The organism is Caballeronia sp. SEWSISQ10-4 2 (assembly GCF_030464885.1).
GTDB lineage: Bacteria > Pseudomonadota > Gammaproteobacteria > Burkholderiales > Burkholderiaceae > Caballeronia.
Map to the genome: position 1 here is coordinate 30,944 of NZ_JALPRJ010000036.1, position 14,152 is coordinate 45,095.

Annotated in this window: 13 protein-coding genes; 12 read left to right on the plus strand and 1 reads right to left on the minus strand. The window is 59.6% G+C overall.

Annotated features, from left to right (window positions below; genetic code table 11):
- Nucleotides 1-411 precede the first annotated feature (411 nt).
- From M0D69_RS23690 to M0D69_RS23740, 11 genes are all read left to right on the plus strand, one after another.
- Nucleotides 412-1,401 (plus strand): amidohydrolase family protein, encoded by a 990-nt coding sequence (locus M0D69_RS23690; RefSeq protein WP_301784314.1) that lies wholly within the window; start codon nt 412-414, stop codon nt 1,399-1,401.
- 69 nt (nt 1,402-1,470) lie between these two features.
- The gene (locus M0D69_RS23695; protein ID WP_301784315.1) at nt 1,471-2,763 is read left to right on the plus strand and encodes a Rieske 2Fe-2S domain-containing protein; all 1,293 of its coding nucleotides are present in this window, start codon (nt 1,471-1,473) and stop codon (nt 2,761-2,763) included.
- Nucleotides 2,763-3,830, plus strand: coding sequence for a medium chain dehydrogenase/reductase family protein (locus tag M0D69_RS23700; protein WP_301784363.1), 1,068 nt, complete (start codon nt 2,763-2,765; stop codon nt 3,828-3,830). Before M0D69_RS23695 ends, M0D69_RS23700 begins: the two co-directional genes overlap by 1 nt.
- Nucleotides 3,823-4,815, plus strand: coding sequence for an aldo/keto reductase (locus tag M0D69_RS23705; protein WP_301784316.1), 993 nt, complete (start codon nt 3,823-3,825; stop codon nt 4,813-4,815). Before M0D69_RS23700 ends, M0D69_RS23705 begins: the two co-directional genes overlap by 8 nt.
- Complete coding sequence (locus tag M0D69_RS23710) at nt 4,812-6,521, plus strand: AMP-binding protein (protein WP_301784317.1); 1,710 nt, start codon at nt 4,812-4,814, stop codon at nt 6,519-6,521. The genes M0D69_RS23705 and M0D69_RS23710 overlap by 4 nt, the downstream gene beginning before the upstream one ends.
- Nucleotides 6,518-7,285: an SDR family NAD(P)-dependent oxidoreductase gene (locus tag M0D69_RS23715; RefSeq protein WP_301784318.1), complete on the plus strand. Its 768-nt coding sequence runs from the start codon at nt 6,518-6,520 to the stop codon at nt 7,283-7,285. The genes M0D69_RS23710 and M0D69_RS23715 overlap by 4 nt, the downstream gene beginning before the upstream one ends.
- A 73-nt stretch (nt 7,286-7,358) precedes the next feature.
- Complete coding sequence (locus M0D69_RS23720) at nt 7,359-8,321, plus strand: protocatechuate 3,4-dioxygenase (RefSeq protein ID WP_301784319.1); 963 nt, start codon at nt 7,359-7,361, stop codon at nt 8,319-8,321.
- Complete coding sequence (locus M0D69_RS23725) at nt 8,318-8,713, plus strand: RidA family protein (protein ID WP_185096980.1); 396 nt, start codon at nt 8,318-8,320, stop codon at nt 8,711-8,713. Before M0D69_RS23720 ends, M0D69_RS23725 begins: the two co-directional genes overlap by 4 nt.
- A complete protein-coding gene (locus M0D69_RS23730; RefSeq protein WP_301784320.1) occupies nt 8,710-9,387 on the plus strand; it encodes an RraA family protein in 678 nt (225 codons plus the stop codon). Before M0D69_RS23725 ends, M0D69_RS23730 begins: the two co-directional genes overlap by 4 nt.
- Nucleotides 9,384-10,046 carry an RraA family protein gene (locus tag M0D69_RS23735; protein ID WP_301784321.1) on the plus strand — a complete coding sequence of 221 codons (663 nt, stop codon included), beginning with the start codon at nt 9,384-9,386 and terminating at the stop codon, nt 10,044-10,046. Before M0D69_RS23730 ends, M0D69_RS23735 begins: the two co-directional genes overlap by 4 nt.
- Nucleotides 10,043-10,720, plus strand: a complete 678-nt coding sequence (locus M0D69_RS23740; protein WP_301784322.1) for an RraA family protein — start codon at nt 10,043-10,045, stop codon at nt 10,718-10,720. Before M0D69_RS23735 ends, M0D69_RS23740 begins: the two co-directional genes overlap by 4 nt.
- Before the next feature lie 548 nt (nt 10,721-11,268).
- On the opposite strand, the gene M0D69_RS23745 is transcribed toward M0D69_RS23740, so the two are convergent.
- Nucleotides 11,269-12,690 (minus strand): aldehyde dehydrogenase family protein, encoded by a 1,422-nt coding sequence (locus M0D69_RS23745; protein WP_301784323.1) that lies wholly within the window; start codon nt 12,688-12,690, stop codon nt 11,269-11,271.
- Between the two features lie 113 nt (nt 12,691-12,803).
- On the opposite strand from M0D69_RS23745, the gene M0D69_RS23750 reads away from it, so the two are divergent.
- Nucleotides 12,804-13,700 (plus strand): LysR family transcriptional regulator, encoded by an 897-nt coding sequence (locus M0D69_RS23750; protein WP_301784324.1) that lies wholly within the window; start codon nt 12,804-12,806, stop codon nt 13,698-13,700.
- Nucleotides 13,701-14,152: the final 452 nt, after the last annotated feature.

Here is a 14,152-nt window from a genome sequence, read left to right on the forward strand (position 1 = left end):
GGCCGCGCCGGCGAGAATATTACGATAGCCGCACACGCCCCAAAATCCGCCGGCCTCAGGTGATAGCCTGCACCGACCGAGCGGGTCGCTCCGATGCCGAACTTGCCCGCTGCGCCGCCTCCGCCATTCGCAGCGTTGTCCCGATAGCGGACACCTCGTCCGGCCCTTCATCTCCCTTGCTGTCGGTACCAGGTTGAGTTTGGTAGCACCGGTGCACGAGCGCCTCGGTCGCTCAGCTCTGGCAAGCCTAGACACATTCCCGACAGTGAATCCAGCGATTGCCGACAAAAGTCGCTTGACGCCTCACGGACAAGGTTATATTGTTCTTATATGGAACTTGTATCCCATAACGGATGGAAGATCCCGAATGATTCTTCGTCCAATGGACCACCGCAGCTTCGGAGCTATCGCATGATTATCGACAGTCACGCCCATGTTGTTATGACCGACGAACTGTATAGGTACATGAGCGAACTGGTCGCCAGCCGTGCCAACCCGGCCGCACCGTTCTCTGGAATCAGGGAGGAGGCGCTGCACGCTGTTTCGAATCGACTGATCGCAATAATGGACGGCGTGGGAACCGACGTGCAGTTTCTCTCTCCGCGCCCATACATGATGCTGCACTCGATCAAGCCGGCCAAAGTCACCGCGTTGTGGACTCGTGCAGTCAATGATGCTATCCACGCCCAATGCCAGTTGCACCCGAACCGTTTCAGGGGAGTCGCCGGCCTTCCGCAGTTTCGTGCCGAGAGCCCTGCAAACTGCCTGGCCGAACTGGAGCGATGTGTGAAGGAGTTGGGCTTCGTCGGCTGCCTGTTGAATCCGGATCCCACGGAGGGTGAGGAAGCAGCGCCGCCCGGGCTTGGCGATCGCTTCTGGTACCCCCTGTACGAAAAACTTGTCGAGCTGGATGTGCCGGCGCTCATTCACTCAGCGAGTTGCTGCAATCCGCGTGAATCCTACACGCTGAAATTCATCAATGAAGAGAGTATCTCGATCATCTCCTTGCTGGAGAGCTCCGTGTTCGAAGATTTCCCGACATTGAAGATTGTCGTCGCGCACGGCGGTGGGGCTATTCCGTATCAAATGGGGCGCTTTCGCGCATGGGCCGAGCGACGGGGTGGTGAAACGTTCGACGAGAAGGTCCGCAAACTCTACTACGACACCTGCAACTATTCGCCCGAGGCGCTGGAATTCCAATTCCGGGTGCTTGGCGTAGACAACTGCCTCTTCGGCACGGAACGACCGGGGACGGGCTCGATTGCGTGTAGGCATACGGGGCGGGACTACGACGACCTGAAGCCAGCGATTGAGGCCATCCCATGGCTGACGGCTGAAGATAAGTACAAGATTTTCGAAGGGAACTGCCGAAAGATTTACTCGCGCGCGTTCAAGGACTAGCGAGCGAACGAACTCGCAACCAGTCCCGCAGATCGGGCGGGGCGGCTCGACTAACAATGGAGATACCCCATGCTGTCAAAGGCTGACAATGAATTGATGTGCCGTGTAGAGGGAGACCAGCCTATGGGCATCTTCCTGCGGCGGTTCTGGATGCCGGCATGTTTGCTGGATGAGATTCCGTCACCCGGCGAAGGGCCGGTTCGCGTCAATCTGGTGGGCGAGCGACTCGTGGCCTGGCGAAATGCCGAAGGCCGGGTAGGTTTGATGTCCGAGGCCTGTCCCCATCGCGGTGTATCGCTCATGCTCGCGCGCGATGAAGGTGACGGACTGCGCTGCATTTATCACGGCTGGAAGATTGATGTCGCCGGACATGTATGTGAAATGCCCGGCGAGCCGAAAGATAGCCGGATGTGCGGACGGGTGAATAACACGACCTTCCCGTGCGTCGAAGCGGGTGGACTGTTGTGGGCTTACCTGGGACCCGGAGAGCCACCTCCACTTCCACGCTTTCCGTGGATGGACTTGCCGTCGACTCATTACGTCGTGAGAAAAACGCTCTATAACGTCAACTTTGTGCAGTCGCTCGAGGGTTCACTTGATTCGGCACACAGTGATTTTCTGCATAGCGCAGAGACAAGTGCGTCGGGCGATTACGATCAGGATCAAGTACACAGCGACGGCCGACGTTCGCGGCCTTCAACCGATACGTCACCCGAGATCGATGTACGAGAAACCGAGTTCGGCTTTATCTATGGCGCAATCCGCAAGGCAATGGCTGATCCGGAGAAACTCACGTACGTGAGGGCGACGGCTTATGCGTTGCCGTTCTACAGCATGATTCCTCCCGTGTACATGCAAGCGTCAGTGCCGCTAGATAGCGAAAACACGGCAATGTATCTTGTCTGGTACGACAACGAACAGCCACTCTCGCCGGTCGAAGTGAAGGCGCACGAAACCTTCCTCGGCTTGCGGATGGGAGAGGATCTGCTGCCCGATTATCGCCGTCCAGGACGTGCCGGCAACCGGTGGTTCCAGGATCGCGAAGGCATCAAGTCGGGTAAGACTTACACCGGGTTGTATGGCACGACCATGCAGGACATTGCCGTGCAGGAGTCGATGGGGCCGGTCCAGGACCGTAGCATCGAGCACCTGGGGATGACCGACAAGGCAATTGTTCACATGCGACGCATGCTCATCGCAACAGCTCGTCAGATTCGCGACGGCAAGGAACCAGAAATCCCCGCGCTGAATAGCGACTACCGCCAGGTACGTAGCGCTGCGGCGACGATCAATCGCGGTGACGATTGGTGGGAAAAACTTTACGGTGCCGCGTCAACGGCGTCACTGGAAAAGGGCGCTTGATGCGAGGCCTTGTTCACATCGGAGACGGCAAGCTGGAGTTGCGCGATCTCCCAGCGGTATCAGCGGGTGAGCGTGGGGCGGTTCTCCGGGTGGAAGGGAGTGCTGTTTGTATCGGAGATGCCGAAACACTCCATGGATATGGTCCGGTGATGGCTACACCTCTGGTACTCGGGCACGAGATCGTGGGGCGCGTCGAGGATGTTGGTCCTACTGCTCCGCGTGTGCTACAGGCGTTGCGCGGTGCAAGGGTTCTGATCGATGACGCACGGCCTTGCGGGAAGTGCGATTGGTGTCTGCGCGATCAAAAGCGGTTCTGCAAATCACCGCGATATGGACACATTGTTCAAGACTCGTCTTCCAGTAACTGGGGAGGATATGCAGAGACAGTGACACTCGACGAGCAATCAGTACTGGTTCCGGTACCTGAAGATTTGCCCATCGATCTCGCGACTTTCGCGTTTCCCGTCGCGTCGGGCGTCGAATGGCTCCACCTTGGCGCGGAGATCAAGGCAGGGGAATCAGTGGCGATCCTCGGCACGAGTCGGATGGGCGCGGCAACGGCTTTGGTGGCGCTACACGCGGGAGCGTCGAAAGTCGTCGTGTACGGCGATTCACGTGGCGTAGACGCGATCAAAACCTGTTGGGCAATGGGAGCCGACGTGCGCAGCTTTCCCGCTGCGCCGAAACTCGAAGGACCCTACGACGTGGTCGTGGTCGTGACAGAGGCGCCTGTGGAGTACGTCGCGGCTGCGGTGGAAATGGCGGGTCCACTTGGGCGAGTGATATTGGCATGTACATCAACCAAACCGTCTGGGATGGAGCCGGAGACGATTCGTCGCAAGGGACTCACCCTCAAAGGCGGACGTGGTGCGTCGGCTCAGTCTCTGAAAAAGGCGGTGGAGATTGTTTCGACCGAGCGAAAAAGGCTAAAGGGGTTTGCAGGGGAGGTCCACGGATTTGAGGCCGCGGAAGCTGTTCTCAAAGGATTGCTCGAAGGTGGTGTAGTTCGTGGAGCGCATGTCGTCATTCAGGATGCAGCCTCATCAAGGAGCAACGTCGATGCGTAAGCGCCGTTTAGGACGTACCGGGTTTGAAGTTTCTGAGATTTCATTCGGCTGTGGCGGGACTGCGGGGCTCATGGTCCGCGGTAGCGAGCAGGAACAGTGCGCCGTTCTCGGTAACGCGCTGGAGCAAGGCATTAATATCTTCGACACGTCTCCAACGTACGGCGGCGGCCACTCGGAAGTTAACCTGGGAAAAACGCTCAAGACCCTCGGAGCATCACCGATCATCAGTACCAAGATCGACTTTGCCCCTGGCGACCTCGATGACCTGGAAGGTACAATCGTCCGTTCCGTCCAGCGCAGCCAGGAACGGCTGAACCGCGAATGCCTGGACATCCTGTACCTGCATAGCCGCGTGGGACGTCAACGGGATCTGGCCGGTCGCGTTCTCTCCGTAGACGACGTATTGCAGCCCGGCGGGGTAGCTGACGTCATGGAAGGATTAAAACGCAAAGGCATTGTCGGTGCCGTTGGTTTCACCGGTCTGGGTCATACCGACTCGATTCTTGAGGTCATCGAAGCCGACCGCTTCGACCTTTTTCAGGCGTACTACAACCTCATCAACCCGAGCGCGGCTGCCACGACGGTTGCAGCGTGGCGGGCTCAGGACTACGAGGAGATGATCTCGAAGGCGTCGAACCGCGATGTTGGCGTGGTCGGTATTCGCGTTCTCGCGGCCGGTGCTCTTAGCGAAAGCGGTGAGCTTCATCGTTTTGCGAAATCCTATTCGTCACTGTCTCGAGCCGAAGTGGATGCGGACCGCGTGAAGGCGGACGCATTTCGCGCCTTTGTGCCGGAAGGGGGCTCAATGGCCAGTCTTGCGCTGCGTTTTGCCCTGAGTGAACCCCTGATCAACACAGTTCTGGTGGGTATCTCCGAGCGCTCACATCTCGACGAAGCAATCGCTGCCGCCCAGGCGGGACCGCTGGAGCTCGAACGGCTCCAGCAGATCGCCGCCCGTTTCCGTGAACTCTATGAAATGGCATGACCATGTCTGAGATCCGCCCCTCCGATGGAGTATCGAGTAATGAAGAGACAACCGACGATCGCCGGTGGGTCCGCCTCTACGCCCCTGGTATCGGCCCGGACGTCGCTATCGAGCCAGCATTGCCGCTTGACGCTTTTGAGGCCAACGTGTCGAGGCGCCCCGATGCGATCGCGCTCTGGTATTTCGATGCCGCGCTTAGCTTCCGGCAGCTCGGCCAAAAGGTCGACGCCCTGGTTACGGTGTGGGCCGACCGGGTAAAGAAAGGCGACCGTGTCGTCATCCTGAATCAAAACACTCCGGCAACGGTAATCGGCGTGCTCGCGGTCTGGCGTCTGGGTGCAATCGTTGTGCCGCTCAATCCCATGCTCACACGGCGAGAGCTGGTTCACTATCTGCACGACGCGGAACCGTGTGCTGCGATTGTCGGGGCCGAGCAGACCATGGCACTTCATGGTGCGATTCTGGACTGGGGAGGCAGCCTTTCTGTCGCAGTCTCGTTTGCCAATGAGTTTCTTCGCGAGGGCGACACGCCTGCTCTTCTCGGGAAAGTCAGTGAGAACATTGAGATGCCCGACGGATGGAGCCATCTGTCGACGCTTCTCGACGAGCCAGGCACATCGTCTGGCTGGTCGATTGATCGGGGTGATATCGCCTTCCTGACGTACACGTCAGGAACCACGGGCGAGCCCAAGGCTGCACTCATCACTCACGCAAATGTGGCGTCCAACGCGGAGGTCTATCGTCAATGGCTGGAACTTACCTCCGATGATGTCCTCTTTGCGGCCGCGCCCTTTTCGCACGTGACAGGGTTGGTCGCCCATATCGCGGCAGGGTTGGTCGCGGGAGCTGCCGTAGTCATGTGCTATCGGTTCGAAGCAGCCACCGTACTCGATTTGCTGGCGCGCCATCGCTGCACGACGACGGTGGCGGCCATTACTGCTTACATTGCGCTCCTCGACCAGCCCGCGTTCGACCCCTCGCGCCTAACCCATTTTCGCAAGTTGTTTAGCGGGGGCGCACCCGTGGCGCCAGCGATCGTCGAGCGATGGGAGGCAGCGACGGGTGTGTATATCCACAACGCCTATGGTCTGACGGAGACGACGTCGCCTTCGCACCTGGTGCCTTTGGGGCGCCGGGCTCCGGTGGATGAATTAACTGGCTCGCTGTCGATAGGTGTACCCGTCCCCGGAACACGTTGCCGGATAGTCGATTTGCAGTCGCGGGCCACGGTGCCTTTCGGCGGAGATGTTGGCGAGTTGATGACCTCGGGTCCGCAGGTCGTCGCGGGGTATTGGCGGAAGCCCGACGCATCGTCGGCTGCATTTGAAGACGGCTGGTTGCGCACGGGGGACATCGGGCGTGCCGACGCACAGGGCTGGTTTTATGTCGTAGACCGGTCAAAAGACATGATCGTCGCGTCGGGTTTCAAGGTCTGGCCGCGTGAGGTCGAGGACGTATTGCTTGAGCATCCAGCGATCAGCGAGGCCGCGGTGATTGGAGTGCCTGACAGTTACCGTGGCGAAGCACCGAAAGCGTTCGTCGTCTTGCGTCCATCGGCGACGATTACGCAAGAGGAGTTGACGCTGTTTTGCCGGGAGCGGCTGGCGTCGTACAAGGTGCCGCGCCTGATCGAGGTCCTCGACGAGTTGCCTAAGACCCATTCGGGCAAGGTGCTACGGCGTGTTCTGCGGGAGAAATCGGTATGAGCAATAGCGCAGGCGCGCCATTTGATTTATCTGGACGGGTCGCCGTTGTGACCGGGGGATCGAGAGGACTGGGTGCAGCGGCGGCTGCCGCCTTGGCCGCTGCGGGAGCTCATGTGGTGTTGGTAGCACGTAACCAACAATCGCTTGATGAACGGGCCGAAATACTCGCAGGCACTGGTGCGAAGGTTTCCTGCGTCGCTGGAGATCTGTCGCAGCCGGGAACTGCGCAAGAGGTAGTGAAAGCGACGATCAGACTCGCGGGTAGCGTCGACATTCTCGTGAATTCTGCTGGCGCGATTGCTCGTGGAACGTTGCAGGCCACGTCGGATGGCGAGTTCGAGCAGGTCATGCGTGCGAACGCATACGGCGTATGGTCGATTTGCCGTGCCGCGGTGGCGCACATGAAACCCGGCAGTGCGATCGTCAATGTTGCATCCACTGCAGGGCTGATCGGAATGAGCGAGCGCTCGGCCTATGCCGCCTCCAAGGGCGCGGTGGTGCAGATGACAAAAGCGCTTGCTGTCGAACTTGCGCCACGTGGTATTCGCGTCAATGCGGTTGCGCCTGGTCCATTTGCAACGGACATGTCGCAACAGAGTCAGGCAGGCGAGCGCTGGCGCATGCTCATTCAGCACAGGGTGCCGCTCGGTCGCGCCGCTCATCCAGACGAGATAGGTCCACCGATTCTATTTCTGGCGTCTGCGGGCGCGAGCTTTATAACCGGCGTGATTCTTCCGGTGGATGGCGGATGGACCGCGAGCTGACGTTGACGCTGACGGATAGGCGTACACATCGATGCGCAGCGCGCGCATCTTCAAACGAGGAATGAGGAGTTTTATGGCCGAGATCGTGCTGGGACTGGCTATGTCGCACAGTCCTCAAGTTAGCCAGGAGCCGAAGTGGTGGAGCGAGCAGGCGCGGATGGACCAGAATCGCACGCCCTATGAAGAGCTTCTGAAGGGCAAGCCTGACTGGATTGACGAGGAACTCAGTCCAGAGGTTTGGAAGAGAAAGCATAGCGCTATCCAGAGTGCAATCGCCGATCTCGCTCAGACACTCGACGATGTCGCCCCCGACGTCGTCGTGTTGATCGGTGATGACCAGGAGGAACTGTTTCTCGACGACTGCATGCCGACGTTCTCAGTCTTCTGGGGCGACAAGAGCTGGGACAGGCCGGAATTTATCCATGGCGATATGAGCGTTCCTTCCAGAGCGTCAGTGCTGTGGGCATTTCATGGCGAGGCGCCGGAGGCCTATCCGGGTCATCCGGAGTTCGGTCGCCACATCATTGAAAATCTGATGGAGCAAAACTTCGATGTGGCTCAGTACTCACGCCAGCACGAACAACGCTCTCTGGGACACGCCTTTACGTTCGTGCGGCGCCGCATCATGCGCGAGGACAGGATCATCCCGATGATCCCCGTGCTTATCAACACCTACGTTCCTCCGAACCAACCCACTGCGGCGCGTTGCTACGCGTTCGGACAGGCAATCCGCCAGGCGATCGAATCGTGGCCCGGCGCGGAACGCGTAGCGGTGATTGCCTCTGGTGGACTCAGTCACTTCGTTATCGACAGCGAGTTTGACCGCCAGATACTGGAGGGGCTTGCCAAGGGAGATGGCGAGGCGCTCTCCTCAGTACCGAGGAGTAAGTTGCAGTCCGGATCTTCGGAGGTTCTGAACTGGATTGCGGCGGGCGGGGCGCTCGAAGGGATGCGCATGACGCTCGTTGACTACATTCCCGGATATCGCTCGGAAGGTGGGACGGGCGTAGGCATGGCGTTCGCAAAATGGCTATGAACCCAGACCGACCACACCGCGAGTCTTTTGATCTGGAAGGGATTTCGCATACCGTGCCGATTCCTTTTGGCACCCGAGTCGGGGACATGCTGTTCTCCTCCGGAATCATGGGAGTCGACCAGTCGACAGGTAGTCTGGCCGAGGGTCTCTCTGCGCAGGTCCGATTCGCTTTCGCAAACATGGAAAGGCTGTTGAAAAAGGCTGGAGGCGATTTGGGCGATGTCGGCCATGTCCGGGTGCTCGTTAGCGAGGAGGGGCATCGCGCTGCTGTTAACGAAGAATGGCTGCGCGCTTTCCCTGACGCGCATGACCGTCCCGCTCGCCATACAGTCGTGTCCGCGCTCCGAGGCGGCATGCTTGTTCAACTCGAAATCATAGCCGTACTGAAATGACCAACGTGAACGATTCAACGATCCTGGAGCGGCTGGGCCGGCTTGACACCTGTGCCGTTTCCGACAGCCTGGACAAGCTCTCTCTCAAAGGCACAGTCACAGGACTCTCACCGCTATCGTGTCTCGCGAAAGTATACGGACGCGTTATGACTGTGAAACTGGTGAAGGTCGATGAGGTTTCGAACAAAGGAACGCCGACTCCGCACCTCGGTGCGCGGGCGATCGAAATGGCGCAGAAGGGAGACGTCATCGTAGTCGAACAGCGTACCGGAATCGTCGCTGGATCCTGGGGCGGAATTTTGTCGACTGGCGCAAAAGTTCGGGGGATCGCAGGTGTTATCTCTGACGGGCTAGTGCGTGACGTTGACGAAGCGCGTGGATTGGGATTCCCGATCTATGCGCGTGGCTCGACGGCCCTCACAGCGCGTGGCCGGGTTGCCGAACTGGAGACGGGCGGAACAGTGCAGATCGCGGACGCAACTGTGCAAACAGGCGATTACGTGATTGCAGATGGAACCGCCGTCGTGTTCGTTTCAGCCTCGCACATCACCGCTGTCCTCGACACAGCAGAGCAGATAGCAGCTCGCGAAAGCATCATGAGCAAGGCTTTGATGGAGGGGATGTCGATTACGGATGTCATGGGTGCCGACTACGAGGAGATGCTGAAGCGATGAATCAGGACCGAAATGTTGAACGTGCAGCCTCGCTCGACTGCGCAACTTTGAGCGATGCATTGGATCGCCTTGGAATCCACGGGCAATGTGCCTGGATCAAGGCTCGTGCTGACGAGTTCCGGTTGACGGGACGAGCCTTCACGCTTCTTTACGGGCCGGCGTCCAAGCCCGCTGGTACGGTCGGCGACTATATCGATGACGTTCCTCCCGGATCGGTTGTCGTCCTCGACAACGGGGGCCGTGAAGATGTAACAGTGTGGGGAGATATCTTGACGGAGATCGCTCATCGTAGAGGGATTGCCGGTACAGTCATAGACGGAATCTGTCGCGACGTCGCGCTCTGTCGCAAGCTCGGATACCCGGTGTTTTCTCGCGGACATTGGATGCGAACTGGCAAGGATCGTGTGCAGGTGGAGGCCACTGGAGTCGTGGTTTCAATTGGATCGGTTCGCGTCGCGCCAGGCGACCTCGTGCGCGGCGATGCGGATGGTGTAGTGGTCCTACCCAGCGCCCATGAGGACGCCATCCTTGATGCGGCTGAGGAGATTTCGCGTGCCGAAGACGCAATTCGCGCTCTCGCAGGAAAGGGTGCTCGGCTAGACGAGGCTCGCCGTCAGTTTGGGTACCACCGCCTTCAATCTTTGAAGGACTCAGCATGAGTGACAAACACGATCCGTTGGCCGATACGTCGATCTCGGTGCGCAAAACGGTAGCGCTACCTGCAGACCAGATCAAGCGTGCCGCCAGACTCGGCTCGGCGACACTTCACGAAGCTGGAGGCCGGATCGGGGCGTTGCCGTCGTCGATCAAGCCGACAGCCGCCAGTTTCAGGCTGGCAGGACCGGCTTTTACTGTGCACTGCCCGCCGAACGACAATCTGTGGATTCATCGAGCCATCAAGGCGGCCAGCCCGGGCGATATCCTGGTCGTCTATGCGAGCGGCCACTACGAAGCCGGATATTGGGGCGAGGTCATGTCGACTGCAGGAATGGTCGCCCGACTGGGCGGCCTGGTCATAGATGCGGGCGTGAGAGATGGCGCTCTGCTTGAGGAAGTTGGGTTTCCTGTTTTCTCAAGAGGCTTATGCATCCGCGGTACCGGGAAAGATTTTGGTGCGACGGGATGGCTCAACAAGCCTGTTCTTATGGGTGACATCTTCGTGAGTCCAGGTGATCTGATCGTAGGTGACATCGACGGAGTGGTCTCTATCCCCAATGAGCGGATTAGTGAGGTGCTTCTCGCCGCCGAGAAACGCGAGGCGGCGGAGAGGGAAATTCTGACGAGGCTGCGCGCTGGAGAGTCGACCTTGCAAGTATTTGGTCTAGACCGTTGAGGAGGCGCGTGAAATGACTATTGAACCGCCTCGTGTGGGCGTGACTGCTTGAATCACTATGACGCGTGGAGAGCAGTGCCCGGAGTGGAAGTAGCGGCGATGGGTACTTCGCGCCGGGATACTGCAGAAGGGGTGGCGCGCAGAACGGTGTACGGGGTGTACGCTTTCCAATGGGAATGCACGTCAAATGCGTGCTGATGCGCGGGCCGCATCGTCGTCAAGGCATCGGGTTGTGCCGCGGCCAACACCCAGCGACGAAGGAGATTGGTATTGATGCCGTCGGCCATCGCGACGGAGGGGCATCGAAAGCCCGGGCTGTCTGCACGCCTCGACGGCCTGGGCCTTGAACTTCGCGCAGGGGAATCGCCCCCTGCGGCATATCGCGCTAGAGGTTCGACAAACGTAGCGATGTCGCCATCACTGGCGTCACCTTTACCGGCATCTCTTTCCAGGCGCGTAGAGCCGACGACGGTTGCGATCTCGACGGCCAGCAGTGAGGCCGCTTGCGAGCGTGGGACCGTGCGCGGCCACGGCTCTTCGCCATGGTTTCACGACACTCCAAGCAACGTCTTTGCCTCCAGGTACGACTCCAGACCAAGCACGCCGTACTCGCGCCCGACGCCCGACTGCTTAAATCCGCCGAAGGGCGCCAAAGGATCGTGCTGCAGCGTGTTGATCATCACTCGACCGGCCTGCAGCCTTGTCGCCACCGCTTTTGCCCGTGCCTGATCGGACGACATGACGAAGGCGTGCAGGCCAAACACCGTATCGTTGGCCATGTCGATCGCTTCCTCGTCGCTGCCATATGTCAGGATGGACAGAACGGGGCCGAAGATTTCCTCACGTGCGATGGTCATCTCGCTGCACACATCGGCAAATACCGTCGGCTTGACGAAATAGCCGTGCTCTAGCCCCGCCGGACGCCCCTCGCCACCCGTGATAAGCGTAGCGCCCTCGGCGAGACCGAGCCTGATGTAGTTCTGAACGCGTTCGTACTGGTTGCGATTGGCCAGGGGGCCAATGACGGTCGTTGGGTCGGCCGGGTCGCCCACCTTCATCTGCGCCACCGTCTCTTTCACCACCATGATCGCTTCTGCCAAGCGCCGCTCAGGTACCAGCAATCGGCTCCCCGAAATGCATGCCTGCCCGTTGTTCATGAACGCCGCATTGAGCGCGAGCGGAACTGCCTTCGTCAGATCCGCATCGTCAAGGATGATGGACGGGGATTTCCCGCCCAGGGCGAGGTGGACACGCTTCATGGTGTCGGTCGCCGCCCGCTGGATGATCTTGCCCACCGCCGTGGAGCCAGTAAAGGAAATCTTCGCGACATCCGGGTGCGTGCTCAATTCGGCGCCCACGACGTCGCCGCGTCCGGTGACGATATTGACGATGCCTGCCGGCAACCTTGCCGCATGAATGGCTTCCGTCACGATCCTGTTTTGTATCGGGCTCAACTCGCTTGGCTTGATCACGGACGTGCAACCTGCGGCGATGGCCATCGCCAATTTGCTACAGATCGAACCGGCAGTGCTGTTCCACGGAGTGATGAGGGCAGCAACGCCCACAGGTTCCATCACTACGGTCGAGGTACCCATCACGCGGGTGAATTCGTAGGCCTCCAGCGTCACTGCGGCGTCAAGAAATGATTGCGCCGCGAAGTGAGAGATCCAGGTGGCCCGTGAAACAGGCGCGCCGTATTCTTCGATCGTCGCATCGCGCAGAGCATCGCTGCATTCCAGGACGGCTGCGTGCAGCCGCTTCAGCATGGCGACGCGCTCGCCGACTGTCGTTTGCGCAAATGCCGGCAACGCCTTTTTTGCCGCAGCGATGGCGCGACGCGTATCCTCGGCATCGGCGAGGGTCGAGCGTGCGAGGGGCCTTTCGGTGGTCGGGTTGATGATTTCAACGGTCTCGATCCCGTGCGGGGTCACGAAGGTGCCGTCGATGTAGATCTGGTGGATGGTTTGCATGATCGCTCCTGTGTGTCCCCGGGCAATCCGGAGGCGGTGCGCGCAGCATACGATGGCCTCATTGTTCTGATAAGATAGATAAAAGTTGATATTTTGGTTCGAGAATCGGGATAATGCAGAAATCTGGCCTGGTCGGCCTGGAGGCCGCACTTGCTGTCGCCCGATGCCAGAGCTTTCGCCGCGCAGCGAATGAACTCGGCATCTCGACCACAGCCGTGAGCAACGCTGTTGCGGGACTGGAAACGCGACTTGGCGTTCGCCTGTTTCACCGGACCACCCGCAGTGTCTCGCTGACCGAGGCTGGCGAGCACTTCGTGGCCCGGATCGGGCCGGCCTTGTCGGAGATTCGCGGCGCCATGGAGGAAACTACGCTCCATCGCCTTTCGCCTATTGGCACGCTCCGCATTAATGCCTCACTGGGCGCAGTCCGCATGGTGTTTGCACCCATCGTACTGGTGTACCTGAGCCGCTACCCCGATATGAAGGTAGAGATCCTGACCGAGGGGCGAATGATCGACATCGTGGCCGAGGGCTTCGATGCCGGGATTCGCCTGAGCGAGATGGTGCCGCAAAACATGGTCCGCATACCGATCGACGGTGATCTCCAAATGGCGGTGGTGGGTTCGCCTGAGCACTTCTCACGGTTCCCGATCCCGGCTTCTCCAGCCGACCTTGCCGGGCACCCCTGTGTACGGGCCAGGTTTCCCAGTGGTGCGCCGTCGCGCTGGGAGTTCTCCCGTCATGGCGAACCAATGAATATCGAGGTAAGCGGGCCACTCACGCTCGACGACCCGGGCCTCATGCTTGAAGCCGCCTTGGCCGGTACGGGCCTGGCCTATCTGGCCGATTGGTATGTGCGTGACGACCTGGCCGCAGGACGGCTGGTGCGCGTGCTGCAGGACTGGACGCCCAGCTACCGTGGTCTAGCGCTCTACTATCCCCCTGGGCGGCAGCTACCAGCGGGACTCCGCGCTTTCGTTGATCTCATTCATGAACTTGGCCAACGATAGTGCGCCTGATATTGTTCGCCTTCTTCCGCCACCCGGCATGAAATGAACTACGGCGACGCCCGGTCGGTCGCGGTAGGGACGGGGATTGCTCCCCGCTCCCCCAGAGATCCGTACGTGCAGAATTACTCAACGCTTGATGTGTGGCAACGGCGAGGGTCATTGGAGATCGGCAGTCAACTTCTGCCGGAGCAGCGCGTCGTAGTCATCTACGGTGTTCACAAACGCGAGACGCTGGAACAGCCAGTTCAAACAGCCAGTTCAGTTAGCGGTACGGATCGATGCGGTTGCCCGGTTGATACGATGATCAGGAAACGCCAGGTCATTCAATGGCTCACAGCCGCCTGTGACGCTATCCGGAAGGTCTGATATCGGGGGCGAGCCGCGTGTCTCTGCGCATGAATAGCCGCTCTGGCGCGGACCAGACGACTGAAGTGGGCCGCCAATATTCATTC